The 24,735-nt window shown below is 70.8% G+C and carries 20 protein-coding genes; 8 read left to right on the forward strand and 12 right to left on the reverse strand.

Annotation, left to right across the window (positions count from 1 at the left end):
* Positions 1-66: 66 nt before the first annotated feature.
* On the reverse strand, positions 67-2,064 hold the full coding sequence (locus ACWGDX_RS31780) for an N-acetylmuramoyl-L-alanine amidase (RefSeq protein ID WP_453631176.1): 1,998 nt from the start codon (positions 2,062-2,064) through the stop codon (positions 67-69).
* Between the two features lie 354 nt (positions 2,065-2,418).
* Positions 2,419-3,564, reverse strand: a complete 1,146-nt coding sequence (locus ACWGDX_RS31785) for an aminoglycoside phosphotransferase family protein (RefSeq protein ID WP_453631178.1) — start codon at positions 3,562-3,564, stop codon at positions 2,419-2,421.
* A gap of 233 nt (positions 3,565-3,797) precedes the next feature.
* Here ACWGDX_RS31785 and ACWGDX_RS31790 point away from each other — a divergent pair, with 233 nt between their 5' ends.
* On the forward strand, positions 3,798-5,291 hold the full coding sequence (locus tag ACWGDX_RS31790) for a DNA-binding protein NsdB (protein ID WP_453631180.1): 1,494 nt from the start codon (positions 3,798-3,800) through the stop codon (positions 5,289-5,291).
* A gap of 29 nt (positions 5,292-5,320) precedes the next feature.
* On the opposite strand, the gene ACWGDX_RS31795 is transcribed toward ACWGDX_RS31790, so the two are convergent.
* From ACWGDX_RS31795 to ACWGDX_RS31810, 4 genes are all read right to left on the reverse strand, one after another.
* Positions 5,321-6,772 carry a PP2C family protein-serine/threonine phosphatase gene (locus tag ACWGDX_RS31795; protein ID WP_453631182.1) on the reverse strand — a complete coding sequence of 484 codons (1,452 nt, stop codon included), beginning with the start codon at positions 6,770-6,772 and terminating at the stop codon, positions 5,321-5,323.
* Positions 6,773-6,936: 164 nt separating this feature from the next.
* On the reverse strand, positions 6,937-7,572 hold the full coding sequence (locus ACWGDX_RS31800) for a TetR family transcriptional regulator (RefSeq protein WP_453631183.1): 636 nt from the start codon (positions 7,570-7,572) through the stop codon (positions 6,937-6,939).
* Positions 7,569-7,931: a DUF1304 domain-containing protein gene (locus ACWGDX_RS31805; RefSeq protein ID WP_453631185.1), complete on the reverse strand. Its 363-nt coding sequence runs from the start codon at positions 7,929-7,931 to the stop codon at positions 7,569-7,571. The genes ACWGDX_RS31800 and ACWGDX_RS31805 overlap by 4 nt, the downstream gene beginning before the upstream one ends.
* A 241-nt stretch (positions 7,932-8,172) precedes the next feature.
* Complete coding sequence (locus ACWGDX_RS31810) at positions 8,173-9,015, reverse strand: endonuclease I family protein (RefSeq protein WP_453631187.1); 843 nt, start codon at positions 9,013-9,015, stop codon at positions 8,173-8,175.
* Between the two features lie 386 nt (positions 9,016-9,401).
* On the opposite strand from ACWGDX_RS31810, the gene ACWGDX_RS31815 reads away from it, so the two are divergent.
* The 3 genes from ACWGDX_RS31815 to ACWGDX_RS31825 all read left to right on the forward strand — a co-directional run bounded on the left by ACWGDX_RS31815 (position 9,402) and on the right by ACWGDX_RS31825 (position 14,366).
* Complete coding sequence (locus tag ACWGDX_RS31815; RefSeq protein ID WP_453631222.1) at positions 9,402-10,673, forward strand: ricin-type beta-trefoil lectin domain protein; 1,272 nt, start codon at positions 9,402-9,404, stop codon at positions 10,671-10,673.
* Positions 10,673-12,070, forward strand: a complete 1,398-nt coding sequence (locus tag ACWGDX_RS31820; protein ID WP_453631189.1) for a ricin-type beta-trefoil lectin domain protein — start codon at positions 10,673-10,675, stop codon at positions 12,068-12,070. Before ACWGDX_RS31815 ends, ACWGDX_RS31820 begins: the two co-directional genes overlap by 1 nt.
* 118 nt (positions 12,071-12,188) lie before the next feature.
* Entirely contained in the window at positions 12,189-14,366 is a 2,178-nt protein-coding gene (locus ACWGDX_RS31825; protein WP_453631224.1) for an RICIN domain-containing protein, read from the forward strand.
* Between the two features lie 175 nt (positions 14,367-14,541).
* Here ACWGDX_RS31825 and ACWGDX_RS31830 read toward each other — a convergent pair whose 3' ends face one another.
* Positions 14,542-15,033, reverse strand: coding sequence for a hypothetical protein (locus ACWGDX_RS31830; RefSeq protein ID WP_453631190.1), 492 nt, complete (start codon positions 15,031-15,033; stop codon positions 14,542-14,544).
* 340 nt (positions 15,034-15,373) lie between these two features.
* A complete protein-coding gene (locus ACWGDX_RS31835) occupies positions 15,374-17,092 on the reverse strand; it encodes a PHP domain-containing protein (protein WP_453631191.1) in 1,719 nt (572 codons plus the stop codon).
* Positions 17,093-17,750: 658 nt separating this feature from the next.
* On the opposite strand from ACWGDX_RS31835, the gene ACWGDX_RS31840 reads away from it, so the two are divergent.
* On the forward strand, positions 17,751-18,524 hold the full coding sequence (locus ACWGDX_RS31840) for a polysaccharide deacetylase family protein (RefSeq protein WP_453631193.1): 774 nt from the start codon (positions 17,751-17,753) through the stop codon (positions 18,522-18,524).
* Positions 18,525-18,556: 32 nt separating this feature from the next.
* Here the strand turns inward: ACWGDX_RS31840 and ACWGDX_RS31845 are convergent, their stop codons facing one another.
* On the reverse strand, positions 18,557-19,468 hold the full coding sequence (locus ACWGDX_RS31845) for a hypothetical protein (RefSeq protein ID WP_453631194.1): 912 nt from the start codon (positions 19,466-19,468) through the stop codon (positions 18,557-18,559).
* Between the two features lie 201 nt (positions 19,469-19,669).
* Between ACWGDX_RS31845 and ACWGDX_RS31850 the strand changes: the two genes are divergently transcribed.
* Positions 19,670-20,020, forward strand: coding sequence for a UBP-type zinc finger domain-containing protein (locus tag ACWGDX_RS31850; protein ID WP_453631195.1), 351 nt, complete (start codon positions 19,670-19,672; stop codon positions 20,018-20,020).
* A 217-nt stretch (positions 20,021-20,237) separates the two neighbouring features.
* On the opposite strand, the gene ACWGDX_RS31855 is transcribed toward ACWGDX_RS31850, so the two are convergent.
* The 3 genes from ACWGDX_RS31855 to ACWGDX_RS31865 form a co-directional block, all read right to left on the reverse strand.
* Entirely contained in the window at positions 20,238-21,005 is a 768-nt protein-coding gene (locus ACWGDX_RS31855) for a VOC family protein (protein WP_453631197.1), read from the reverse strand.
* Between the two features lie 197 nt (positions 21,006-21,202).
* Entirely contained in the window at positions 21,203-21,724 is a 522-nt protein-coding gene (locus tag ACWGDX_RS31860) for a DUF4232 domain-containing protein (protein WP_453631199.1), read from the reverse strand.
* Between the two features lie 268 nt (positions 21,725-21,992).
* Positions 21,993-22,844 carry a sulfite exporter TauE/SafE family protein gene (locus ACWGDX_RS31865; protein WP_453631201.1) on the reverse strand — a complete coding sequence of 284 codons (852 nt, stop codon included), beginning with the start codon at positions 22,842-22,844 and terminating at the stop codon, positions 21,993-21,995.
* Here ACWGDX_RS31865 and ACWGDX_RS31870 point away from each other — a divergent pair.
* A complete protein-coding gene (locus tag ACWGDX_RS31870) occupies positions 22,843-23,778 on the forward strand; it encodes a hypothetical protein (RefSeq protein WP_453631202.1) in 936 nt (311 codons plus the stop codon). The genes ACWGDX_RS31865 and ACWGDX_RS31870 overlap by 2 nt on opposite strands.
* A gap of 113 nt (positions 23,779-23,891) precedes the next feature.
* Positions 23,892-24,695, forward strand: a complete 804-nt coding sequence (locus ACWGDX_RS31875; RefSeq protein WP_453631204.1) for an SAM-dependent methyltransferase — start codon at positions 23,892-23,894, stop codon at positions 24,693-24,695.
* Positions 24,696-24,735 lie beyond the last annotated feature (40 nt).

Here is a 24,735-nt window from a genome sequence, read left to right on the forward strand (position 1 = left end):
GGGCGGGTTACCTCGGCCCCGCGGTGGCCTATGAACCCCGCCGTGTCCCCCGTCCTGTACGCCGGGTCAGCGGCGCACGGGCAGCACCTCCACGTCGGACGCCTTCACATAGCCGACCCGGTGTCCGTACTGGATCTCGTAGTACCTCTCCTGGCCGCGCACCACCCGGTGCCCGGTGGTGTCGAACGCCGGCGCGTAGTAGTACTCGCCCGGCGCGCTGTCACCCACGACATACCGCTGTCCCGCGAGCACCTTGTACGGCAGCGCGGAGACGGTCTGGACCGGCACCTCCGCCGGATACGCCGAAGCCTCCGGATAGGCCCGCCCGTACACCGGCACCTCGGCCACCCCGGCCTTCGGCGTCAGCACCGGGGCCTTGGCGCCCACCGCCGTCGGCCGCGTACGCGGATTGTGGAACCAGGCCTTCTGGCCGAGGTACCAGATCGCCGTCCAGTCGCCCTGGCGCCCGGCGACCGCGTACTGCTGGCCGGTCGTGGCACGGGCCCCCAGATCGTTGACATCGGTGGTGGTGTCCTCGCCGCCGGGGCGCAGCCCGATGTCCTTCACCAGCGCGGCGCCCTCGTCCGGCGCGGTGTGCAGCCGCACGGCGCCCGAGCCGTGCGGGGCACAGGCCTCGCCCGGCTGCTCGCATCCGGTGTAGACCGGCCTGTTCGACGCGTAGTCGGGCCGGATCGTCACCACATCGGCGTTCGCGCCCGCGGTCGCCTCGAACGGCTTGCCGAGCAGCTGGAAGTAGTGCGCCCAGTCCCAGTAGGGGCCGGGGTCCGTGTGCATGTCGGGGATCAGCGGGGTGGTCGTGCCCGGCACGGTGTCATGACCCAGGATGTGCTGCCGGTTCAGCGGGACGTCGAACCTCTCCGCCAGATACCTCACCAGCCGTGCCGAGGTGCGGTACATCGACTCCGTGTACCAGGCGTCCGGCGCGGCGAGAAAGCCCTCGTGCTCCAGCCCCACCGACTTGGCGTTGATGTACCAGTTGCCGGCGTGCCAGGCCACGTCCTTGGTCGCCACATGCTGGGCGACATGCCCGTCGGACGAGCGCAGTGTGTAGTTCCACGACACATAGTCCGGGTTCTTGATGAGCTTGAGTGTGGTGTCCCAGGAGCCCTCGGTGTCATGGATGACGATGTAGTCGATCGACTGGGACACCGGACGGTCGGCCTTGTCGTGGTTGCCGTAGTCCTTGTCGCCGAACTCCGCGTACGCCGCCGGGAGCCACTCGCAGGCGACCGTGCTCGGACACTCCGTCCGCTCCGTCGGTACCGTACGCAGTCCGAGCCGCGCGGTCTGCGAGGTGTCGGGCGAGACCGCCGGGACCGCGCGCAGCGCCACCCGCTGGCCGCTGTCCGTCGTACGGCGCTCGCCGCCCCTGATCACCGCGTACACATCGTCGGCGTAGGCCGTGGCGGTCGCCGAGTCGTCCGCTCCGGAGAAGCGGGCGACCGCGCCGTACCAGTCGGCGGGATCGCCGCTCAGCGGCTCGCCCAGGTCCCGCTGGGCCGCGGCCAGCAGCGCCGCGCCGCCCCGGACATTGGCGGCCGGGCTCTCCCGCAGCTCCTCGGCGGACAGCCCGGTCAGGGAGGCGGCGCGGTCCAGGGTGCGCAGCCGCGCGGGCAGTTCGGACATCCTGGGCAGTGCCGTCGGCGCGGCGGACCGTACCGTCCCGGCCGTCCGTGCCGGACGGGAGGTGTCACCGCGCGCGTCCTCCGCGCCCTCCGAGTGGTGCTGTGTGCCGGCGAGCGCGGCCCTGGCGTCGGTCAGATGCATCGGACCGTAGCCGCCGGTGACGCTGGGAGCCCCGCTGTGCGCGTCCCAGCGCGACTGGAGATACGCGACCCCGAGCAGCACGCTCTGCGGCACCCCGTAGTGCTCGGAGGCCTCGGCGAACTCCTGCTGGAGCGTATCGGCGCGGGGTTGTTCCGCGGTGGCGGAGGGCGCGGCCGAGACCAGGGGCAGCAGCAGGGCGGCGGATGCCACGGCGCCCCCCGCCCTCAGCGCACGCCCACGACGGGCTCTCGGATGTGGGGGGACGGAACCTTGCAACGCAGCCTCCAGTGACGGGTGATACGCGAGGGGTCTGCCGGGCGGGGCCGACTACAGAGGTATCGGCTCCCGGACGATCCGTCAATCATCCGCCACAGGGGCGATTTCCCACGTCAGCGCGGGTTTCGTGGAGTTTCGCGACGGTGGTGTCCCCGCCTGCGGCGCGTCAGTGGAGTGAACCAATGAAAGAACAAGGCCCGCCGTCCCGGGGGCGGTTCACGGCCCGGCGGGCGGAGTGCGGCGGGCGTCGGGGAGCGGCGCCGTCCCGTGCAGACACGCGTCGGCGCACCACGCGCCCCGTGCGCCGGCACGGGGCACGCGACGTGGTTCTCTTCCTCCGGTCGGTGGAACGGGTCAGCGGGTGCCGACCGCGGCGCGCACCGCCCGCCGCGCCATCGCGCAGTCGTCGTGCAGCCGGCGCAGCAGCAGCCGCTGCTCCTCGCCGGTGGACGGACCGCTCCGCGCGGAGGCGGAGGCTCCCGGAGCGGACGGCGACGAGGCCGGGCCCGCGCCGGACTCCGGCGAATCGTGCATCGCGCGCTGCACCGCCGTCTCGTACATCCGGATCTCCCGGGTCAGTACGAGCATCAGATTGACCAGGAACGCGTCCCGCTCGGCGGGGCCCCTGACCTGGGCGAGCTGGCTGATCTGGCGGCGTGCCGCGGGAGCGTCACCGAGCACCGCCCACAGCGTCGCCAGATCGTATCCGGGCAGATACCAGCCCGCGTGTTCCCAGTCGACGAGCACCGGGCCCGCGGGTGACAGCAGGATGTTGGAGAGCAGGGCGTCACCGTGGCAGAACTGGCCCATGCCCTGCCGGCCGGCCGCCAGACCGTGCAGCAGCTTCTGGAGGTCCCCCAGATCGCGGTCGGTGAACAGCCCCAGTTCGTGGTAACGGGCGATCCGTGACGCGTAGTCGAGAGGCGCGTCGAAGAGTCCGGCCGACGGTCGCCAGGCGTTGATCCGGGCGATCGCGCCGAGCGCGGCCCGTACATCCGCCCTCGGCGGCGCCTCCGCCGGATGGCGGGTGAGCGCCGCGGCCCGGCCGGGCATCCGCTCGATCACCAGGGTGCAGTTGTCCGGGTCCGCCGCGACGAGCCGGGGCACCCGCACCGGTGGCCGGTGCCGTACGAAGGAACGGTAAGCGGCTATTTCGTGCCGGAACCGTTCGGTCCATACCGGCGAGTGGTCCAGTAGGCACTTGGCGACCGCGGTGGTGCGCCCGGTGGTTCCGACGAGCAGTACGGAGCGGCCGCTGCGGCGCAGTACCTGTACCGGCTTGAACTCCGGACAGATCCGGTGCACCGATGCGATGGCCATCCGCAACTGCGCGCCCTGGGGGCCGGACAAGTCGAGTCTCCCGCTGAGCGGTTGGGTGACGGCCCCCGTCCTGATCCGAGTCCGCCCGACATGGGTGGGGTCGAGATACGGTCCGCTCCCGGACACGACCGTACGCTGCGACCGGGGCGGGGCGGACACGGAGGCCGATGCTGTGTACATGGGCGATACAGATCCCTTCGTGTGCCGACGAGTTGCGTGCGCCGTCCCGCCCCGGCGGCCCTTCGGCACCCTGGGGAGTACGTCCTGCCGCCGGGGCGGGGTGGCGCTTTCCTACCCGACACCCGAACGCGGGTGGCACACCATCTGGCGCACCCTGGCGAACCCTGGCGAATAGTCGCCACGCATCTGCCGGAGGGCTACTGTCAAGTCAGCCGAGAACCTGGGGGCTTGACGTGAGCGGGGAACCCAACACCCGTCTGTCGGATCTGTTCGGCCTGGCCGGCTGGTCCAAGGGCGAACTCGCGCGGTTGGTGAACCGGCAGGCGGCGGTCATGGGCCACCTCCAGCTCGCCACCGACACCTCGCGGGTGAGGCGCTGGATCGACATGGGGGAGACCCCGCGCGATCCCGTGCCGAGAGTGCTGGCAGCCCTGTTCACCGAGCGGCTCGGTCGTGTCGTGACCATCGAGGACCTCGGGTTCGTACGGAACGGGCGCGCGGGGAAACGACGGAACGCCGGGAAGGCTGACAACCCCGACGGTCTGCCGTGGGCGCCCGACCGGACGGCAGCGGTCCTCACCGAATTCACGGGAATGGACCTCATGCTCAACCGTCGCGGCTTGGTGGGCGCGGGTGCCGCGCTCACCGCAGGCTCCGCTCTCACCAGCGCCATGCACGACTGGCTGCACTCCGACCCCGCACTCTCGTCGGACGCCCCCCGGCTCGACGATCCCCTGCACGCCGACCCCGCTGGGTTCGACCGCTACGAGGCCGCCCCCATCGGGTCACAGGAGATCGACGCGCTGGAGCACTCCGTCGAAGTGTTCCGCGCCTGGGACGCCGCCCGTGGCGGCGGGCTCCAGCGCAAGGCGGTGGTGGGCCAGCTCAACGAAGTGGGCGGCATGCTCGCCTACCGCCACCCCGACCATCTCCAGCGGCGCCTGTGGGGCGTCGCGGCCAATCTCGCCGTACTCGCCGGGTGGATGTCCCACGATGTCGGCCTCGAACCCACGGCCCAGAAGTACTTCGTCATCGCCACCCACGCGGCACGCGAGGGCGGTGACCGGCCCCGTGCCGGTGAGGCCCTGTCCAGAGCCGCCCGGCAGATGGTCCACCTCGGCCGGCCCGACGAGGCACTCGATCTGATGAAGCTCGCCAAGTCCGGCTCCGGCGAGGAGGCTCTGCCCCGTACCCGCGCCATGCTGCGCACCATCGAGGCCTGGGCGCAGGCGTCCATGGGCCGTGGCCAGGCCATGCGCAGAACGCTCGGCGAGGCGGAGGAACTCTTCGTCTCGGACAAGGGAGACGTGCCGCCGCCTTGCTGGATGCAGATGTTCGACGAGGCCGATCTCCACGGGATGGAGGCGCTGGCCTTCCGTACCCTCGCCGACCATGAACCGGCGGCGGCGAGCGTCGCGCAGAGCCATGCCAAGAAGGCGCTGGAGCTACGGGGCGGTGGCCGTCAGCGGTCCCAGATCTTCGACTACATCTCGCTGGCGTCCGCCTGCTTCATCGCGGACGACCCGGAGCAGGCGGACCGGTACGCGCGTCTCGCGCTGGTGTCGATGGGGGAGACCTCGTCGCACCGCACCTGGGACCGGCTGCGGGAGATGTACCGGCTCACCGGCCAGTACGCGGGCCACGGGAAGATCAAGGATCTGCGCCACGAGATCCAGTCGGCCCTGCCCAAGACGCCCGTCAAGAAGGCGGGGAGCGCCGACATCTGACAGCCGTCCCTGGTCACCTCACCTCAGCCTCAGCCGCCGACCCTGGCGGCCATCACACAGGCGTCGTCGGTGCGTTCGGACGTGCCGAGCTCCTCGACGACCGCCCTGGCACACTCCTGCGCGGTACGGGTCCCGGCGAGCCGGGGCGCCAGTGCCAGGAGCCGGTCCCGGTCCGCCCCGGTGGTGTCACCGTCACGGGTCAGCCCGTCGGTGTACAGCACCAGCAGGTCTCCGGGACGGAGCCGGATGTCTGCCTGCTCGTACGCGGCCCCCGAGGTCGCCCCGAGCAGCACGCCGTCCGGCGGAGTCAGCACACGCCCCGTCCCGTCGCGGAACAGCAGCGGGGCGGGGTGTCCTGCCTGCGCCCACGCGAAGGTCCGGGTCCTCGGGTTGTAGCGGGAGCAGAGCACGCTGCCCAGCGCGGGCCGCTCGGAGGTGTCGAGGAGCTGATTGAGGTGGCCCAGCAGGGCACCGGGCTCGATGCCCGCCACGGCCATACCGCGCAGCGCCCCCAGCGTCATCGCCATGGAGGAGGCGGCGGCCATGTCCTGACCGGTCAGCTCGCCGACGGTCAGCAGGGTGTCTCCGTCGGGCAGTTCGAGGGCGTCGTACCAGTCCCGGCAGGCCGACGGACCGGCCGCGGACGGGAGATGGCGTGCGGCCACGTCGAGCGCGGCGGGTCCGCTCCGGGCGGCGGGCCGTGACGAGCCGCGCCAGGACGGCAGAACGGCCTCCTGCAACTCGACCACGAGCCGTCGCTCGGTCTGCGCGATGTGATGTTCGCGGTGGAGCGAGTCCCGTGAGTCGCGCACCGCCCGTTCGCTGCGGCGCAGTTCGCTGATGTCACGCACGACCGCCCACATGGAGGCGGTGCAGCCGTCGGTGTCGAGGACCGGCTCACCCGTCATACGCACCGTACGCACCCGGCCGTCGGGCCTGACGATACGGAACTCGCCGTCCATGGGCCTCCCGTCGATCAGACAGCCCGTCACCATCGCGGTGAGCACCGTCTGGTCGTCCGCGAACACCAGGGAGGGCAGCTCGTCCAGCGACAGCGGTCCGCTCTCCGGCGGGCGGCCGAAGATCTCGAACAGTTCGTCCGACCAGTTCACCTCGTCGGTGAGGAGATTCCACTCCGCGCTGCCGATCCGCCCCCGCGCCGGGGCGGCGCCGTCCTGGATTCCCCGCCCGTGGCGGGGAGCGCGGTGCTGCCCCCGCGCCGGCTCCTCCGCAGCGGGACCGTCCGGCCTGCCGGCCTTCAGTTCCTCCAAGTGCGCGCCGAGATCGTCCAGTTGATGCACGGCCAGATCGCAGAGCGCCCGCTGCCAGCGCCAGAGCGTGTCGTCGTCGTCCGCCTCGGTGTCCCGGCGCACGGCGTCCACCTCTCCGCGCAGCCGGCGGGTCTGGGTGATGAGCGCTTCCACCGTCCCGCGCTCGGGAGGCTGCGGGGCAGGACGGTCCGCGAACAGAGGGGACGTCATCTCGTACTCCGATACGGCGCGGCACTGTCTGGTCCAGCTGATGGACTGTTATGAACTGTCGCACAGGCACCCGGGGGTCGTAAGGCGTTTGGCAACACTCGATCCAGTGTTGCTTCCGGCATATGCCGCGGGCTCTGCGGAGCATGGGTACGGCATGTTCCCTCTCAGCCGGCGGGAAGCCGGTGGAGCGCCACCAGCAGCCGCCAGACGCGGGTCGCGATGCCCTCGGGGGAGTCCTCGATCAGACCGTGCAGCCAGTCCGCCAGCACCCCGGTGAAGGTGGCGGCCACCGCCGAGGCGATCAGCTCGGGGGCGGGTGCCCCGGCCAGCGCCCGCTCGGCGCGGCTGCGTTCCCGCAGCTCGCGGTGGAGCAGTTCCCCCAGCGGGCCGCCGCCTCCCGGTCGCAGCAGCGTCCGGTAGAGCGCGGCGTGCGGGGTGAGGGCGGCGAAGAACGGGACGAGGGGCGGCGGCGGAACGCGCGGATCCGGGGCGCCCCGCCAGGCGTGCAGGGCGTCCACCGCGTCCCGTACCACCTCCGCGCACGCGTCCACGGCCAGCGCCTGGAGATCCGGGTAGTGCAGATAGAACGTGGCCCGTCCCATCCCGGCCCGGCGCACCAGGGCGGCGACACCGACCTCTTCGAGCGGCCGTTCCGCGCACTCGTCGAGCAGCGCCCGCCGCAGTCTGGCGCGGGTCCTGGCCGTACGGGGATCAGCCGCGCCCGCGCCCTCGCCGCGAGCCGTCGGGGGAGGTGCGCCGGGCGGTGATCCGGAGGACGACGCGGGCGGTGATCCGGTCATCCCGCCACCAGGACCGCGGCCAGGGCGATCGCGCCGGGCAGCGCCTGGACGGACAGGATGCGCCGGTTCGCGGTGATCCCGCCGTACACCCCGGCGACGGCCACACAGACCAGGAAGAATATCCGGACCCGGTACCCGGTCGGGTCGTCGGCGATCAGCCCCCAGAACAGCCCGGCGGCCAGAAAGCCGTTGTAGAGCCCCTGGTTGGCGGCGAGCGGCGCGGTCGCGCGGGCCAGTTCGGCGTCGAACCCGGAGAGGCCGCGCCCCTGCTTGCGCTCCCACAGGAACATCTCCAGGACCATGACATAGACATGGAAGGCGGCCACCAGAGCGACCAGGATGTGCGCGACTGTCCGCATGACGCGGGTCCCCCGTACTCGGAACAAAGAATGGACATGTGTCCAGGAAGTATAGACACATGTCCAGGGGCGGTCCGCCGGACGGGCGGAGGCCGCGGCTCCTTGCCCCGGGCAAGCCGAAGCCCCCGGGGGAAGCGCGTTCCCGGGGGCCAGGGCCAGCATTCCCCGATGGGGGCGCTTGGAGTTAACGCGGCACAGTCTGGCACCGGCGGTGATCAGGTACGGGCGTGCCGCGCCGCGCTCACCAGATGGCCTCGACCCATTCGGGGTGGTCGATGAACGGGTTCCGGTTGTTCTGGTACTGGCTGTATATGACCTCGTTGCGGCGCTTCTCGAAGGTGTCCGGCGGGTCCTGGTCGCTCCACGCCTTCAGTACGGACAGCTTCCCGATCGCGGGCGTGGAGCCGTTGTTGACACGCTCGTTGGGTTCGAGGTTGGGCCAGGAGTCGTCGCCCTCGTACCGTACGGCCATATAGAGGATCATCCGGGCGACATCGCCCTTGACCGCGTTGCGCGGTTCGTAGGAGTCGGAGTCCGTGTAGTTGCCCGGCGCGCCGGAGACCGCGCTGCCGCCCCGGTCGAAGTCCTTGTTGCCGCGCACACCGTTGACGCCGACATCCTCCGGGCGCAGATGGTGGAGGTCGGTGCCGGGTCCGGCCGCGGTGCCGAAGTTCCCGTGGGACTGCGCCCAGACGTGCTCGCGGTTCCACTGGCCCGAGTTGCCGCCGTTGCTCGACTTCGACTGCGAACGGCCGCTGTACAGCAGGATCACGTTCGAGCTGTTCGCGGGATCCTGGTCGGTGTTCTTGAGCGCGTCCCAGACCTGTGCGTACGAGATCTTCGTCTGGTTCTTGATGATCGTGTGCAGGGCCGACTTCAGGGCGGATCCGGTCTTGCCGAGCGCCCCCTGGTAGTACGTGTCGTCGAGCGCGGCCACCGCGCCGGCCGAGCCCGCACCAGGGGCGGAGATCACGTTTGTGGACGGCGGTGCGGCGGGTGCGGCGGCCGCGGTGGTGGCGAGCACCGCGGTGGCGGCGCCGAGAGCCAGCAGCAGGCGTCCGATGGGACGTTGGCGACGGGGCATGGGGAAGCCGTCCTCTCCGGCGGGGGGGACCGCCACGGCGCACGGCCACAGGGTGGTGGCGGGCGCCGCGGTGGTCGTGAGGTCGTGGTCGAGCGGGAGCCTTCCACAGGAGCCGTGGGCCCGTGTGAACACACAGTGTCGGTCATGTGCAGGTCAAGTCAACCGTGAGGTCGGCCACCCGGCGCCCGGTTGTGGAGGGTCTGGGTTCATATGTATGTGCGGCGGCCATGAATCTGGTCAACTTTGGTCCATACCAGCTTCTTGACGGCCCCTCGTACCCTGCCTTAAATCAAGTACTGAAATAAGCGCCCGAGGCGCTCACGCGCGACCTCCCCCTCGGCCGCAATGTCATGCGCATGACCCCCCACTGAAGCGATGTGATGACTGTGCGAATCCCTCTGGGACGCCGGATGGCGCTCTCCGCGCTCGCCCTGCTCTGCTGTACCGGTCTGCTGACCGCGGCCCCCGCCGGCGCGGCCACCGCACCCGAGGCGCGCTCCGAGGCCGCGGCCTCGATCGCCGCCGTGACCTTCTCCGACGACTTCAACGGTCCCGCGGGATCGGGTGTCGACGGCGGCAAGTGGCAGATCGAGACCGGCGACAACGTCAACAACCACGAGCGGCAGTACTACACCGCGGGCAACAACAACGCCGCTCTCGACGGCCAGGGCAACCTGGTCATCACCGCGCGCAAGGACAACCCGGGCAACTACCAGTGCTGGTACGGCCGGTGCGAGTACACCTCGGCCCGGCTGAACACCTCGGGCAAGTTCACCTCGACCTACGGACGGGTCGAGGCCCGGCTGAAGGTCCCGCGCGGCCAGGGCATGTGGCCCGCGTTCTGGATGCTCGGCAACGACATCGGCAATGTCGGCTGGCCCAACAGCGGTGAGATCGACATCATGGAGAACGTCGGCTTCGAGCCCGGCACCGTCCATGGCACCCTGCACGGCCCCGGCTACTCCGGCTCGGGCGGCATAGGCGCCGGCTACACCCTGCCGGGCGGCCAGGCCTTCGCCGACGCCTTCCACACCTTCGCCATCGACTGGTCGCCCAACGCGATCACCTGGAGCGTCGACGGCAATGTCTACCAGCGGCGGACCCCCGCCGATCTCGGTGGCCGCGCCTGGGTGTTCAACAAGCCGTTCTTCATCATCCTGAACCTGGCGGTCGGCGGCTACTGGCCCGGCGACCCCAACGGCAGCACCCCGTTCCCGTCCCAGCTCGTCGTCGACTACGTGCGGGTCAGCACCACCGACGGCGGCTCCGGCGGCTCCGGCGGCACGATCACCGGCCTCGGCGGCAAGTGCGTGGACGTGGCCGGCGCCAACCCCGCCAACGGCACCCCCGTACAGCTCTACGACTGCAACGGCTCCGCCGCGCAGCAGTGGAGCGTCGCCTCCGACGGTTCCCTTCGCGCGCTCGGCAAGTGCCTGGACGTGACGGGCAACAGCACGGCGGACGGGGCACAGCTCCAGCTCTGGGACTGCGCCGGCACCCCCAACCAGCGCTGGGCCCTGCCCGATGCCCGCGATGTCGTGAACATCGGGGCCAACAAGTGCCTGGACGCGACCGGCAACAGCTCCGCCAACGGCACCCGGCTCCAGATCTGGACCTGCACCGGCACCGCCAACCAGAAGTGGACGGTGAACCGCTGATGGCCGGCGTGCTCAGCCGTATCAAGCCCCTGAGAACCCTCGTGCTGCTGGCCGCGCTCCCGCTGGCCCTCGCCGCGTCGCTCATCGCCGCTCCCGCTCCGGCCACCGCCGCCGTCGCGGCGGTCGGCTCGATCACGGGCCTCGGCGGCAAGTGCGTGGACGTGGCGGCGGGCAGCTCCGCCAACGGCACGGCCGTACAGCTCTACGACTGCAACGGCTCGGCCGCGCAGCAGTGGGACGTCGCCTCCGACGGCTCGATCCGCGCGCTCGGCAAGTGCCTGGACGTGACGGGCAACAGCACGGCCAACGGGGCCCAGCTCCAGCTCTGGGACTGCGCCGGCACCCCGAATCAGAAGTGGTCCGTCTCGGCGGCACGCGACATCGTCAACACCCAGGCGAACAAGTGCATGGATGTGACGGGCAACACGTCCGCCAACGGCACCCGGCTCCAGATCTGGACCTGCACGGGCACCGCGAACCAGAAGTGGACCGCGCCCTCGGGCGGCGGCAACCCGCCCACGCCGAGCGGACCCATGGCGGTCGCGCCGTACATCTACAACGGCTGGGGCAGCCCGCCGAATCCGACCACGGTCATGAACGCGACCGGCGTGAAGTGGTTCACCCTGGCGTTCGTGCTCAGCAACGGCTACTGCAACCCGCAGTGGGACGGCGGACGCCCGCTGACCGGCGGAGTGGACCAGCAGACCATCAACACCGTGCGCGGCGCGGGCGGCGACATCATCCCGTCCTTCGGCGGATGGAGCGGCAACAAGCTGGAGAGCTCCTGCTCCAGCGCGGGTGAGCTGGCCGCCGCGTACCAGAAGGTCATCAACGCGTACGGCCTCAAGGCCATCGACATCGACATCGAGGCCGCCGCGTACGACAGCCCCACCGTCCAGCAGCGCACCGTGGACGCGCTCAAGACCATCAAGGCCAACAACCCCGGCATCAAGGTGTACATCACCTTCGGCACCGGCCAGAACGGCCCCGACAGCAGCCTGATCAACCGCGCCGCCGCCGCCGGTCTGACGGTGGACAGCTGGACGATCATGCCGTTCAACTTCGGGGGCGCGGGCCAGAACATGGGCACGCTCACCACCCGTGCCGCCGAGGGCCTGAAGAACGCGGTCAAGAACGCGTACGGGTACAGCGACGACCAGACGTACCGCAGCATCGGCATCTCGTCGATGAACGGCATCACCGACAACAGCGAGACGGTGACCGTCGCGGACTTCCGCACCATCCTCGCCTACGCACAGCAGCACCATCTCGCACGGCTGACCTTCTGGTCGGTCAACCGCGACCGGCCCTGCACCGGTGGCGGAGCCGACACCTGCTCCGGTGTCAGCCAGCAGGCGTGGGACTTCACCCGCGTCTTCGCTCAGTACACCGGCTGAGGCCGGGCGAGGAGAACAGATGAACGCGCTCTCGTACGGTGGCGGCGCCATGCCGGGCCGCCACCCGTACCGACGGCTGTCCCCGCTCACCCTGCTGCTGACCGTGGCAGCACTCTGTATGTCGCTGGTCGCCCTGCCCCAGCAGGAGGCCGCGGCGGGGACCGCCGTGGAGGGCGGTGTCACGGTGGGCGGTGCCGCTGCGGCGGCACTGCCCACCGGGTGGACCACCGTCGTCAACAAGACGAGCGGCAAGTGCGTCGACGCGCGCGCCGCCGCCACGGGCAACGGCACCGCCGTACAGCAGTACACCTGCAACGGCAGCCTCGCCCAGCACTGGAGCCTCACCGCCACCAGCGGCGGCCATGTCAGGGCGGGCAACCGCAACGCCGGCAGTCAGGTCTGGGACGTGACCGACGTATCCGCCGCGGACGGCGCGGCGATCCAGCTCTGGACCTACAGCGACGGGAACAACCAGCAGTGGCTGCCGGTGGAGGAGGCCGACGGGGCGTACCACTTCGTCAACCGGGCCAGCGGCAAGTGCCTCGACGTGCCCAGCGCCTCGACCGCCGACAGCGTCCAGCTCCAGCAGTACACCTGCAACGGATCGGGCGCGCAGTCCTTCCGGCTGGAGGCCGCCGATCCGCCGGTGCCCCCGGGCACCCCCGACCTCGGCCCCAATGTGGTCGTCTTCGATCCCTCGATGCCGGCCGCCACGATCCAGAGCCGGGTGGACGCCACCTTCCGGCAGCAGGAGACCAATCAGTTCGGCACCCAGCGGGCCGCCTTCCTCTTCAAGCCGGGCACCTACAACGCCGATGTGAACGTCGGCTTCTACACCCAGGTCGCCGGTCTCGGTCTCTCGCCGGACGATGTCAACATCCGGGGCGCCGTCCATGTCGAGGCCGACTGGTTCCCGCCGCAGAACGCCACCCAGAACTTCTGGCGCAGCGCCGAGAACCTGTCCGTCACACCCACCACGGGCACCGACCGCTGGGCGGTCTCCCAGGCCGCTCCGTACCGCCGTATGCATGTGCGCGGCAATCTGGCACTGGACGACGGCGGCTGGTCCAGCGGCGGTTTCATGGCCGACTCCAAGGTCGACGGCCAGGTCAGGTCCGGGTCCCAGCAGCAGTGGCTCTCCCGCAACACCGAGTGGGGAAGCTGGACGGGATCCAACTGGAACATGGTGTTCGTCGGCGCGCGGAACGCGCCCGCGAACAGCTTCCCCAACCCGCCGTACACCACGGTCGACCAGACCCCGCAGGTGCGCGAGAAGCCGTTCCTGTACGTCGACCAGGCCGGCGCCTACAAGGTGTTCGTCCCGGCGCTGCGTGACAACTCCAGCGGTACGACCTGGTCGGCCGGGGCCCCGGCGGGTATGTCGCTCCCGCTGGACCAGTTCTACATCGTGAAGCCGGGAGCGAGCGCCGCGGAGATGGACGCCGCGCTGGCGCAGGGCAAGAACCTGCTGGTCACCCCGGGGGTCTACCACCTCAACCAGACCCTGAGGATCACCCGTCCCGACACCGTCGTCCTCGGGCTCGGCCTCGCGACGTTCATCCCGGACAACGGCATCACCGCGGTGTCGGTCGCCGATGTGGACGGGGTGAAGGTGGCCGGTCTGCTCATCGACGCCGGGCCCGTCAACTCCCAGCGGCTGATGGAGGTCGGCGCCGACGGCTCCGGCGCGAGCCACGCGGCCAACCCCACTTCGCTGCACGATGTGTTCTTCCGTATCGGCGGCGCGGGCGTCGGCAAGGCGACCACCAGTCTGGTGGTCAACAGCCGCAATGTGATCGGCGACCATATGTGGATCTGGCGCGCCGACCACGGCAGCGGGGTGGGCTGGAACACCAACACGGCGGACACCGGTCTGGTCGTGAACGGTGCCGATGTCACGATGTACGGCCTGTTCGTCGAGCACTACCAGAAGCATCAGACGATCTGGAACGGCAACGGCGGGAAGACGTACTTCTACCAGAACGAGATGCCCTACGACCCGCCCAACCAGGCGGCCTGGATGAACGGCGCCACCCAGGGCTACGCCGCCTACAAGGTGGCCCCGTCCGTGACCAGTCATCAGGCGTACGGGCTCGGCAGCTACTGCTTCTTCAACGTCAACAGCGGTGTGACGGCGGAGCACGCGTACGAGGTGCCCAACAACGCCAATGTGCGCTTCCGCAACATGGTGACGGTCTCGCTCGGCGGCACCGGGACCATCCGGCATGTCATCAACGACCGGGGAGGCCCGTCGAACTCGGCCACGAACGTGGCGAATCTCGTCGCCTACCCGTGACAGGACCCCTCGGGTCCTGACAGACATCCCGACAGCGCAGGGCGGCCCGCGGACGGAATCCCCGTCCGCGGGCCGTTTGCGCGCCGCCTGTGCGCTGCCTGCGCGCCGTTGTGCCGGGCTCCTGGAGACGGGACATGCCGGGGGAGCGGGGGAGCGCGGGCTCCGTACCCATGGCTCAGGGAGCCCGCCCGGCCATCGGCTCGGCCTCCAGGAAGCGGCGTCGGCGCGGGCCCCGGTAGACCAGCGCCTCCCAGCCCAGCCGTTCCAGTACGGCGGCGCACTCGGCCAGCGCGCGCTCCTCCGCCAGGGCCGCCCCGCCGCCGTGCGGGCCGGCCCACTCCACCCGTACGGCCGCGGGCCGCTCACCGGGGCGTACCAGGAACCCCGTGGCGGTCCGCCGCCCGGTCCCGTCCACCGCCGACGGCGCCAGTCCGGCCGCCTCCAGCGCGAGCGCGACGGCCCGCACCGGACGCCGCCGCTCCCACGGCGCCGGAGTGGCCGCCGGATCACCGGGGCCCGTATGGGTCAGCCGCCGGATCTGGAGCAGCCCCTCGAAGGCGACCCGGACCTCGGCCGCCCGCGCCCGTGGGTCCGCGCCCGGCACCGGTCCGTCGCCGGTGGCCGCCTCGAAGCCGCCGCGCTCTTCCCCCTCTTCCGCTGCCGTCATCCAGGAAGTCTCTCAGCCGACTCGGACAGTCCTCCGGCGTGGGAGCACCGCACCGCGGGCCGGCGGACGGCGCCGGGAGCCGGACCGGGACATGGAGAGGCCCCGACCGGACGGGGGCGCCGGTCGGGGCCGTAACGGGAAGGGGGTGGATGGCGGTCGCCTCGCGGCGGTGTGCTCCATGGGGCTTCAGCCGAACGATCTTCCCCATGGGCGATTCTCATATGGGGCCCGAGGACCCAGTTCCATCCACACCCTCACACTCCACAACGGCGGACCGTTCCGGAATGTTCCCCGCCGGGTCCTGCCGTCCTTCTCGACGGCAGGACCGGGGAGACCGGTGTCAGGACGGCAGCACCCAGATCGGGTTCGAGTAGAACCAGAGGTCCTGCCACGGGTCGGCGGAACCGACGACGTCGATCGCCGGACCGAACGGGTCGACCGCGGCACCGTGGACGCCCACCGCGCTGCGCTTGCCATCGGTACCGCGCAGCCGGAGGTACAGCGGGGTGGAGACCTTGTTCAGCTTGTACTTGAGGGTGACGGTGCCCGTCGACTCGTTGACCTCGAAGGACTTGACGACCTTCGCGGTCGGCGCGGTGAAGGTGTCCTTGTCGCGGACCGGTCCCGTGACATCGCCCTGGATGATGTCGACACGGGCCAGCTTCGGCACGAACTGCGCCCAGTTGGCGCCGTTGGCGAGCGCGATCTCGACGGTCAGCTCGACATCGTCACCGCGCTTGGTCTGGAGCGCGCCACCGAGCGTGGTCCAGCGGCTGCTGCCCTTGACACGGACGTCGAGACCGCTGATCAGACCACCGTGGTCGACCCAGATCCGGCCCGCGCGCATACCGTCCATGACCGCCGCGTACGAGAACCGGTCCGCGCCGACGTGCGTACGGCTGTAGTGGCCCGGCCAGTAGTCACCCTGCGTGAGGCTGAGGCCATCGCCGTAGACGGGGTCGGCGTGCCGGCCGTTGACCGCGAAGTTGTCGTCGGGGCCGATCACGGAGGGCTCGGCGTAGATCTGGTGCGAGTCCGAGTTGGCGGTGATCCACCACGGCTTGCCCTCGGCCAGCAGGCTGTCCCAGAGACCGCCGACGGTGGAGGTCATCCAGTCGAAGCCGCCCCAGGTGCGGTAGCTGTCCGCCGGGTAGCCCTGGAAGGAGTTGGCGCTCGGGCTGTTGCCGTAGAAGCCACGGGCCTGGGCGCCGCCCTTGGGGGCGGGCAGACCGGCGGCCTGGTGGCCGGGAGCGCCCTCCATGCCGATGGCGATCGGGCGGTCGGACGAGGTGGCGTCGCGCCAGCCGCGGATCTCGTGCGGGGAGTCGATGCCGTTACGGGCCGGGTGGTTGGCCAGCATCAGCGCGTCGTCGACCTTGCGGCGGCGCACCTGGTCGGCGAGGAACTGGAGACCGGAGATGGCCAGCGCCTCGTTGGTCTCGTTGGACGAGCTGGGGTGCAGGCTGCCGTCGTAGTCGTTCTCGAACTTCTTCAGCACCTCCACCTCGTTGCTGCCCGGGTGGACGAAGACCGTGGCGTGCTCGGCGCCCGGGATGTTCCACTCCAGGCCCTGGAAGACGAGCTGGTCCTTGAAGACCTTGCGGGCTTCCTGGATGTCCGGGTTGACCTTGTCCACACCGATCTTGGCGTGCGTCTCGCTGCCGTGGTCGGTGATGACCATCCAGTCCAGGCCGTGGGCCGTGCCCTGGCGGACCTGGTCGATGACGCGGTACTTGCCGTCGCTGCTGTACTGCGTGTGGATGTGGTGGTCGCCCGCCAGCCACAGGAAGCCGTTGCTCTTGGTGCGGCTGCCCAGGGGGGAGCCGCTCGAATCGGCGGCGGCGGCCGTGGCGCCGCCGAGGACGCCCGCTCCGGCCAGGCCGGCGCCGAGCAGCCCGGTGCGGCGCAGCATCGAACGGCGCGAGAGCTGGCCCGGTGACAGCTCGCTGTCCGGCACGCTGGCGTCGAGCGCCGCCGGCAGGGGACCGTTGCCGGCCGGGGTGTCGTGCGCGTGGTCGTGCGCGTGGTCATGCGGGTGATGGTGATGGCCGTGGCCCATTGCAGCTCCTCGCCGGTACCTGTACTGCTCAGCGAGTCAGATGGTCGATCGGCAGGATGAAGACCCAGTGACCGCAGCGCGTACGCCAAATGTTGAAAGCCGTACGGAACCCCCGCACACCGTTTCCGTGGCGCGGGTCGAGGGCAGTCTGTCCGGTCGGCCAGCGTAAGGGATCTTGTGGGGAAGTCCACTATTCACCGCGTGTATACGTCGTGTGTATAGTGCTTGGCATGTCACTCGGCCATGCCCTGCCCCGGGCCACGGAACCACGCACCGCCGCACGCTCGCGGCTCGGCCGGCCCGCCGGACGGTACCGGCCCGCGCCAGGCCTGACGGGACCTCCCGGGCCTCTCCGGTGATCCGCGCGGTGTAGCGGCGGATCGGGTCGCGACCGTGCCCGGGATCGCGACCGGGAGCCGCCCTCGCCCACGAGCGCGGGAGCTTCCTGCCGCCCCGGTCCTTCGCGACCCGTACCCCTGACCCCTCGTCCCCCTGTCCCCCGTCCATTCGTCCATCCGTCCATCCGTCCACGGGTCATCCGCGTTCACCGGCGCCGCCTTCCGCGCGCGCCGGCTCCCACCCGCGCCCGGAACGGGCTCAGCGCTGCCCGGATGCCGCGTGTGCTCGGGAAGTCCGGGCGTCGAAAGAGGGATTTGTCATGCTATGGAACATATCGGCGTCCGGATCACGGACAGCGGCGGTCCTGGCGGCCGTCGCGTCCCTGACTCTCGCGCTGAGCGGCTGTTCGCCGTACGAGGCCACCTCGCCCCGCGACGCCAGAAGCCGTCCCGCCGAGGGGGCACGGCCGGGGGCCGCCGCGGTCGACTGCGAGCGGGCGCGCTGCATCGCCCTCACCTTCGACGCGGGCCCCGGGAAGGACACCGCCCGGCTGCTGGACACATTCAAGCGGGAGAAGGTGCCCGCCACCTTCTTCCTGCTCGGCAAGAACCATGTGGTCAAGCACCCCGATCTGGTACGGCGAATGGCGCGCGAGGGCCATGAGATCGCCAACCACACCTGGACGCACCAGCGGCTGACCGATCTCGACGCCGACGGGATCCGGGAGGAGTTGTCCCGCACCCAGCACGCCATCGCGGAGATCACCGGCCGCGAGCCCACGCTGATGCGTCCGCCGCAGGGCCGCACCGATGACACGGTCGCCGGGGTGAGCCGTGATCTCGGCCTCGCGCAGATCCTCTGGAGCGCCACCGCCAAGGACTACTCCACGACGGACTCCGCCCTCATCGAGCGCCGTATCCTCGACCAGGCCGACCGCGACGGCATCATCCTGCTGCACGACATCTACGCGGGCACCGTGCCCGCCGTGCCCGGCATCATCCGCAAGCTGAAGAAGCTCGGCTACACCTTTGTGACGGTGCCTCAGCTCCTCGCACCGGGACGGGCCGAGCCGGGCGCGGTCTACAAGCCCTGACGAGCGAGAAGCCTCACATTCAGGGGCGGGAGTCAGGACGGGAACTCGTCGGCGGGCACCTCGCTGGTGGTGGCGTTGCCGCCGATGGTCTTGGCGAGCGAGAAGGTCAGCACCGTGTACTGCGTGCCGCCGGACACCTGGACGGTACGGAAGTCCGCCTTGTCGTCGAACTTCTCGAAGCTGCAATCGCGGGTGAAGGACTTCTTGCCGGAGTTCCAGTCCGAGCCGGAGGTGAAGTACACGGTGTACGAGCCGTCCCGGACGCGGCGCACCGTCGTGTCGGCGTTCTTGCGGACGTACACCGTGAAGGCGGTCCGCCCGCCACGGGTCAGGGAGATCACCGCGTCCGAGCCGGTGCCGTTCCTGATGGTGAGCCGCCCCAGCCCGCCGCGCCCGCTGTCCTTCACGAAGGAGCCGTTGCCGAGCCGGCGGTGCTTCGGCTTCTCCGTCCTCGGCAGCTTGAGATGGACGGGATAGCCGAGTCCGGTGAGCGTGGTGCCCGCGTCCCGTACGGGCTGGAGGCCGTCGGCCGAGTTCAGTTCGACGCGCGGCGAGGTGGCGCACCGCCCCTTGTCGGCCCGCGCCTCCTCCAGGCTCTGGCCGAGTCCGCGCAGCGAGGCGGCGAGAGCGATGTTGCCGCTGATGGCGTCGTCGGGGGTCTCGGCCGAGTCCAGCTCCGTGGCGGCGGCCTCGGCGGAGGCGGCGGCCGTACCGAGCGCCTTGTTCAGCGCGCTGCCCTCCCGCGCCCGGTCCACCGCGCGCAGGGCCTTGTCGAGCGGGCCGAGGGCGGTGCCGAGCGACTGGCGGTACGCGGCGGGCTCGACGGTCGGTGTCGGGCTCGGGCTCGGCGGAGGCGTGGTGACCGACGGTGTGCCGGCGCTGCCGTCGGCGCCTCCCGAGTCACAGGCGGCCAGTACGAGGGTGAGCGCCAGGGCGGCACTCACCGCCGCGGCCTGCCCCGGTATACGCGCGCGTGCGTGCTCCACTGTGCTGCCCCCCGTACCCCGTTCGGCTCCGGTCAGGTGCCGAATGTCCAGACTTCTCCGTTGTCAGATGCGTGTCAAGACGCTCCGGTGCCCCTCCCGGTTCCGCTCTGCTGGCGGGCGTGGGGGACCGGTCGTACGGTGAAGGTGCGACTGACTCGAATGGACCTGCGGGGTCGGACGGGCGGCGGCGTTATGGAGAACGGCGAACAGCGGATCGGCGGGATGATCTGCAGTCATCTCGCGGATGTCGAACCGGTGGACCCGGACAGCGCGGACAGCTGCGCCGAGTGCGTCGCGCTGGGGGACACCTGGGTGCATCTGCGGGAGTGCCAGAGCTGCGGGCACATCGCCTGCTGCGACTCCTCCAAGAACAAGCACGCCACCGCGCACCACAAGGCGACCGGCCATCCGCTCATCCGTTCCTACGAGCCCGGTGAGAGCTGGTGGTGGTGCTACGAGGACGAGGTCGTCTTCGAGGTCGAGGGAGCGCCTCCCGTGCGACCGGTCTGACGCGGTACGACCACCGGCACGAGCCGGTACGACCCGGGCGTCTCGGGGCGGGGCGGCTGCCTCCGGGACGTCCGGCCTGTCGGCTATTCGGTTGTCATGACCCTGCCCATGAGCGGACCGGCCCTCACCGTCGAGCCGAGGTCGAGACTCCTGGAGCTCGTGGGGCCGAGCGTGGAGGCCGAGGCTCAGCCTGACGGTGAGGGCCGGTCCGCCGGTGTCAGCCGGATGTCACCGTGAACAGGGCGCCGTCCGGATCGCGCAGGGTCGCCTCCCGCAGCTCCGGCGAGGGGTCCGGCGGCGAGAGGAGCGCGCCTCCGCTCTTCAGCGCGGCGTCGACCGAACCGGGCACCTCGGGCACCCGGAAGTAGACGTGCCAGCGCGGTCTGATCCGCGGATCGGGCACGGCCTGTACGGCGCCGCCGCGGATCTTGGCGACCACATGTTCGTCCTGCCGCAGCACCGCGTCACCGTCCTCATGTACGAGGGTGAGACCGCCGTCGGTCTCCGGCGCCCAGCCGAGGACCTGGCTGTAGAACCGGGCCGCGTCGCTGGTGTCGCGGGTGCGCAGTTCCAGCCAGGCCGGGGCGCTGCCGCGTCCCACCGTCCAGTCGGAGCGCACGGCACCCTCCCAGATCCCGAACGCCGCGCCGTCCGGATCCATGGCCAGCGCGGCCCGGCCCGAGTGGAAGGCCAGCGGGCCCACCGCCACGGTCGCGCCCCGCTCCCTGATCCTGGCCGCGGCCTCGTCCACATCGGCCACCGCGAAATACGGCGTCCAGGAGACGGCGACCTGGAGGGAGGAGGCCAGCGCCCCGATGCCCGCGACGGGCTTTCCCTCGGAGAGGGCGACACAGAAGTCGTCCCCGAGTCCCGCCGCCCGGTAGGACCAGCCGAGGACATCGCCGTAGAAGGCCTGGGCGGCGGGCAGTTCACGTGAGAGGAGGGTCACCCAGCATGGGGCTCCCGCAACCGTTTGTGACTCCATTTTGTCCCGCTCCACACCGCTCACTCCGCCCTCGTCCGTCACCTGGTGCCGCACTTCACCGGCCCTGCCGCCACTACGTGTTACCGCTTTCCGTAGGTCTACTCTGCCAGGCCGTGCGCGACTTCCCCGCCGGGCCTGGTCGCACCGGGGTCCGCGAGACCTCGCGCGGACCCCGGCGGGGTGTCGGCGCACGGTGTTCAGCGCGTCGCGGCGGCGAGGGCCGCGTCCGCCTTGGCACGGGTGGGCTGCCACAGGGTGGTGACGGGCTCCCAGACCCGGATTCCCCGGGGCGATCCCAGGGACGCGGCGGTGAACCGCTCGCCGTAGTGCGACGGGTCGCCCGCCACGGTGAGGAAGGCGACCGTACGGCTCTCCTCGGCGGCCGGGTCGAGGGTGCGCACGGCGGCGTGGGCGGAGCCCCCGGCGGCGAGCCGGTAGGGGGCGCTCTCCGACGGCGGCACGGGCTGGGCCGCGCCGTCCAGATCCCCGAAGGTGATGGTGGGGATGCGGTCGACGACGCAGGCGCGCCCGCTCTTGTTGGTGACGCCGATACGGACGACATGGGCCGTGGCGCCCCGGGTGGCGGTCACCTCGACGGAGCCCTCCCGGCAGGTGGCGAGGGCCGTCGGCGCGGCGACGGCGGCCGTCACGCCGGTGCCGGCGAGAAGAAGGGTGAGAGCCGCTGCCGCCGGTGCGGCGAGGGCGGGACGGATACGCATGGAGGATTCCCCGTTTCGCGGTCGATCGGTGAAGGGCGGCACAGCGCCGGACGCGTCCACGTCCGGTATGGGTCGTGCTGTGCCACTCGTCTGAGATGACACGCGAAAGGGCCGGGTGGTTGTGCCCGGTAACCGAATCCGATCACAGGGTTCGCGACCGTCACTCTCATGGGTGAACTCCGGCTGACGACGGATCAGTCCTGCGGCCCGTCCCGTGATTGCGTCGGAATCCCGGGAGCGATCCGGACCGGCGAAGCGGCGACCGTGCTCAGCGGAGCAGCAGCTGAAGTCCGCCGAGCACGGTCGCCCCGATCACGAGGCGCTCGAAGACCCGCTGGTCGATCCGGTTCACACAGACCTTGCCGATATAGGCGCCGGGGAACACGAAGAGCACCAGGGCGGCGTCCAGCAGGAGCGAGTGCGCGTCGATCAGACCGAGCCCCACGCTGAACGGCACCTTCGTGGTGTTGACGATCAGGAAGAACCACGCCGAGGTGCCCAGGAAGCCGAGCTTCCGGAAGCCCGCGGAGAGCAGATACATCGACATGACCGGACCGCCCGCGTTGGCGACCATCGTCGTGAACCCGCCGAGCACTCCGTACGAGCGTGCCTTGAGGCGTCCGGCCGACGATCCACGCCGGTCCGGCACGGCGGGCGGGTCCGTATCCCGGCCCGTGTGGCCTGCCCTTCCGGCACCGCCCGGCTCCTCGGTGCCGCCCGCCGTCCCGGTGGCGCCCGGCTCCTTCGTGCCGTCCGTTGCGCCGCGCCGGCGCCAGACCGTGACCCCGGCCATCAGCAGCAGGATCGCCCCGATCGACGTACGGACGGCGGCGTCATCGGCCCGGAGCAGAAAGACCGTGCCCACCACGACCCCCGCGGCGACCGCGGGGAACAGCCGCCACAGGGTCGGCCAGTGGGCGTGCCGCCGGTAGGTGAGTACGGCGAGCACATCGCCGACGATCAGCAGGGGCAGCAGTACACCTGTCGAGCCGCGCGCGGGCAGCACGGCGGCGAACACGGCCAGACTGACCGTATTCGCACCGCTCACCGCGGTCTTCGAGAAACCGACGAGCGCCGCCGCCAGGGCGAGTGCGGCGAATCCCCACCACGTTATGTCCATGCCAGCATCCGATGGTATGCCCGGTGGTCCGCGTGATCTCGGGCGGGTCACCGGGCGTACCACCGCGCGGGCCGGGCGGCCCTTCCCCGGTGCCGCACGGCGTATTCTCGCGCCGGGGGTGGAACGGATGCGTGATCTCAAGGTGTTCGCGGCGGCGCTGACCGGCGAAGACACCCTGGCCAGGAGCCTCGCCGGACCGGACGGCGTGCTGTGTGTGGCGCCGGCCCTGTCCAGCGTGTTCCTCGTCGAACCGGCGGCCGGCGGAGGACAGACGGGCACGGTCGCCGTCGTCGGCGCGAGTGGCGGCGGCATGGTCTCGCTCGTCGAACTGCCGCGCTCCTTCCGGGTCCTGCGCATCGGCCACGACCAGGACGGCTATGTGCTCACCGGCGAGGACGGCCGTTCGGTGCGTGGCACACCGGCCCAGTTCGCGGCCCGTCCGAAACTCGTCGGGCGTGAGCACAACCCCGCCTACGAGGAACACCTGGAGGAGGCGTTTCTCGCGACGCATCTGATCCCGGCCGACGGCGGAACGGCCCACGCCGGGACGGGAGACGGCACCCAGTACGGCCAGTACGGCGGGACGGTCCACGCGGCCGGTCTCGACATCGAGTTGAGCTTCGACCGCGCGGGACCCGAGAAGACCGCCGCACTGCTTCCGCACGCCCGCCGCCTGGTCGCGGATTTCGCCCGTATCCGCCGCGCGGCCACGGAGTTCCTCCACGCGTGGGGCGCCGAAGGCGACGGGACGGACGAGGAGGAGAGACTCGGCTTCGCCGCGGCCATGGTCCCGACCGATCTGGTCGTCTACCGCTCCGGAGACTTCGAGGTCGCCTTCGAGGACACGAGCGGCACGTACTTCCTCGACGGTTACTGGCCGAACATCGTCTTCCGCGCCGATATGACCCCCGTCGACCTCACGGTGGAGTGCTGAAACGGCTGAAACGAGGCCCGAGTTACAGGAGGGGCTCCGGGGACGCGATCCGATGCGTACGCTGGGGCTGCCGCGAAGATCGCGTGGAGAGAATGTGCCGAGAGGTGACTGCGATGAGTATGGAGCGTCCGCCGGAGTTCGATTCGGGCGTGGCCCATCCCGCCCGTGTGTACAACGCGTGGCTCGGCGGCAAGGATCACTATCCGGCCGATCTGGAGGCCGCCGAACTGGCTGCCGAGGCCAACCCCGGGATCGTCCCCTCGGTCCGCGCCAACCGTGCCTTTCTCGGCCGGACCGTCCGTCATCTCGCGGGTGAGGAGGGGATCCGGCAGTTCCTGGACATCGGTACCGGCATCCCCGCCGCGGACAACACCCACGAGGTCGCCCAGTCCGTCGCCCCGGACTCCCGGGTCGTCTATGTGGACAACGACCGGATCGTGCTGGCCCACGCGCGCGCCCTGCTCGTCGGCTCGGCCCAGGGGCGGACCGACTACATCGAGGCCGACGCCCGTGATGTGGAGACCATCCTCACCGAGGCACAGCACACGCTGGACCTCGGCGAGCCGGTCGGGCTGATGCTCGTGGCGATCCTCCAGTACATCCCGGACGCCGACGACCCGTACGGCGTCGTCCGCCGGCTGGTCGACGGGCTGCCCTCCGGCAGCCATCTCGTCATCTCCCACCCGGCGTCCGACATCAACGCCGCCGAGGTCGCCGCGTCGATGCGTGTCTACAACGAGCGCGCCGCCGCGCACGCCGCCGCCACACCTCGTACCCATGACCAGGTGGAACGTTTCTTCGACGGTACGGAACTGCTGGCTCCCGGTGTGGTGTCGCTGCCGCAGTGGCGGCCGGGACCGCATGACGTGCCGGTCTCCGACATCCCGATGTGGAGCGGTGTCGGCCGCAAGCCGTAGGTACCTCACCCGGACATGGCTCTGGGCCCGGCGGGTTCCC

Source organism: Streptomyces sp. NPDC055025 (genome assembly GCF_053608565.1).

Excerpts from the sequence above, each read along its gene's own strand:
- ACWGDX_RS31800 (WP_453631183.1), bottom strand. The coding sequence starts at position 7,572 with ATGACCGGATCACCGCCCGCGTCGTCCTCCGGATCACCGCCCGGCGCA.
- ACWGDX_RS31830 (WP_453631190.1), bottom strand. The coding sequence starts at position 15,033 with ATGACGGCAGCGGAAGAGGGGGAAGAGCGCGGCGGCTTCGAGGCGGCC.
- ACWGDX_RS31835 (WP_453631191.1), bottom strand. The coding sequence starts at position 17,092 with ATGGGCCACGGCCATCACCATCACCCGCATGACCACGCGCACGACCAC.
- ACWGDX_RS31875 (WP_453631204.1), top strand. The coding sequence starts at position 23,892 with ATGAGTATGGAGCGTCCGCCGGAGTTCGATTCGGGCGTGGCCCATCCC.
- ACWGDX_RS31785 (WP_453631178.1), bottom strand. The coding sequence starts at position 3,564 with ATGTACACAGCATCGGCCTCCGTGTCCGCCCCGCCCCGGTCGCAGCGT.
- ACWGDX_RS31855 (WP_453631197.1), bottom strand. The coding sequence starts at position 21,005 with ATGGAGTCACAAACGGTTGCGGGAGCCCCATGCTGGGTGACCCTCCTC.
- ACWGDX_RS31870 (WP_453631202.1), top strand. The coding sequence starts at position 22,843 with ATGCCAGCATCCGATGGTATGCCCGGTGGTCCGCGTGATCTCGGGCGG.
- ACWGDX_RS31860 (WP_453631199.1), bottom strand. The coding sequence starts at position 21,724 with ATGCGTATCCGTCCCGCCCTCGCCGCACCGGCGGCAGCGGCTCTCACC.
- ACWGDX_RS31795 (WP_453631182.1), bottom strand. The coding sequence starts at position 6,772 with ATGACGTCCCCTCTGTTCGCGGACCGTCCTGCCCCGCAGCCTCCCGAG.
- ACWGDX_RS31850 (WP_453631195.1), top strand. The coding sequence starts at position 19,670 with ATGGACCTGCGGGGTCGGACGGGCGGCGGCGTTATGGAGAACGGCGAA.
- ACWGDX_RS31805 (WP_453631185.1), bottom strand. The coding sequence starts at position 7,931 with ATGCGGACAGTCGCGCACATCCTGGTCGCTCTGGTGGCCGCCTTCCAT.
- ACWGDX_RS31810 (WP_453631187.1), bottom strand. The coding sequence starts at position 9,015 with ATGCCCCGTCGCCAACGTCCCATCGGACGCCTGCTGCTGGCTCTCGGC.
- ACWGDX_RS31820 (WP_453631189.1), top strand. The coding sequence starts at position 10,673 with ATGGCCGGCGTGCTCAGCCGTATCAAGCCCCTGAGAACCCTCGTGCTG.
- ACWGDX_RS31840 (WP_453631193.1), top strand. The coding sequence starts at position 17,751 with ATGCTATGGAACATATCGGCGTCCGGATCACGGACAGCGGCGGTCCTG.
- ACWGDX_RS31865 (WP_453631201.1), bottom strand. The coding sequence starts at position 22,844 with ATGGACATAACGTGGTGGGGATTCGCCGCACTCGCCCTGGCGGCGGCG.
- ACWGDX_RS31825 (WP_453631224.1), top strand. The coding sequence starts at position 12,189 with ATGTCGCTGGTCGCCCTGCCCCAGCAGGAGGCCGCGGCGGGGACCGCC.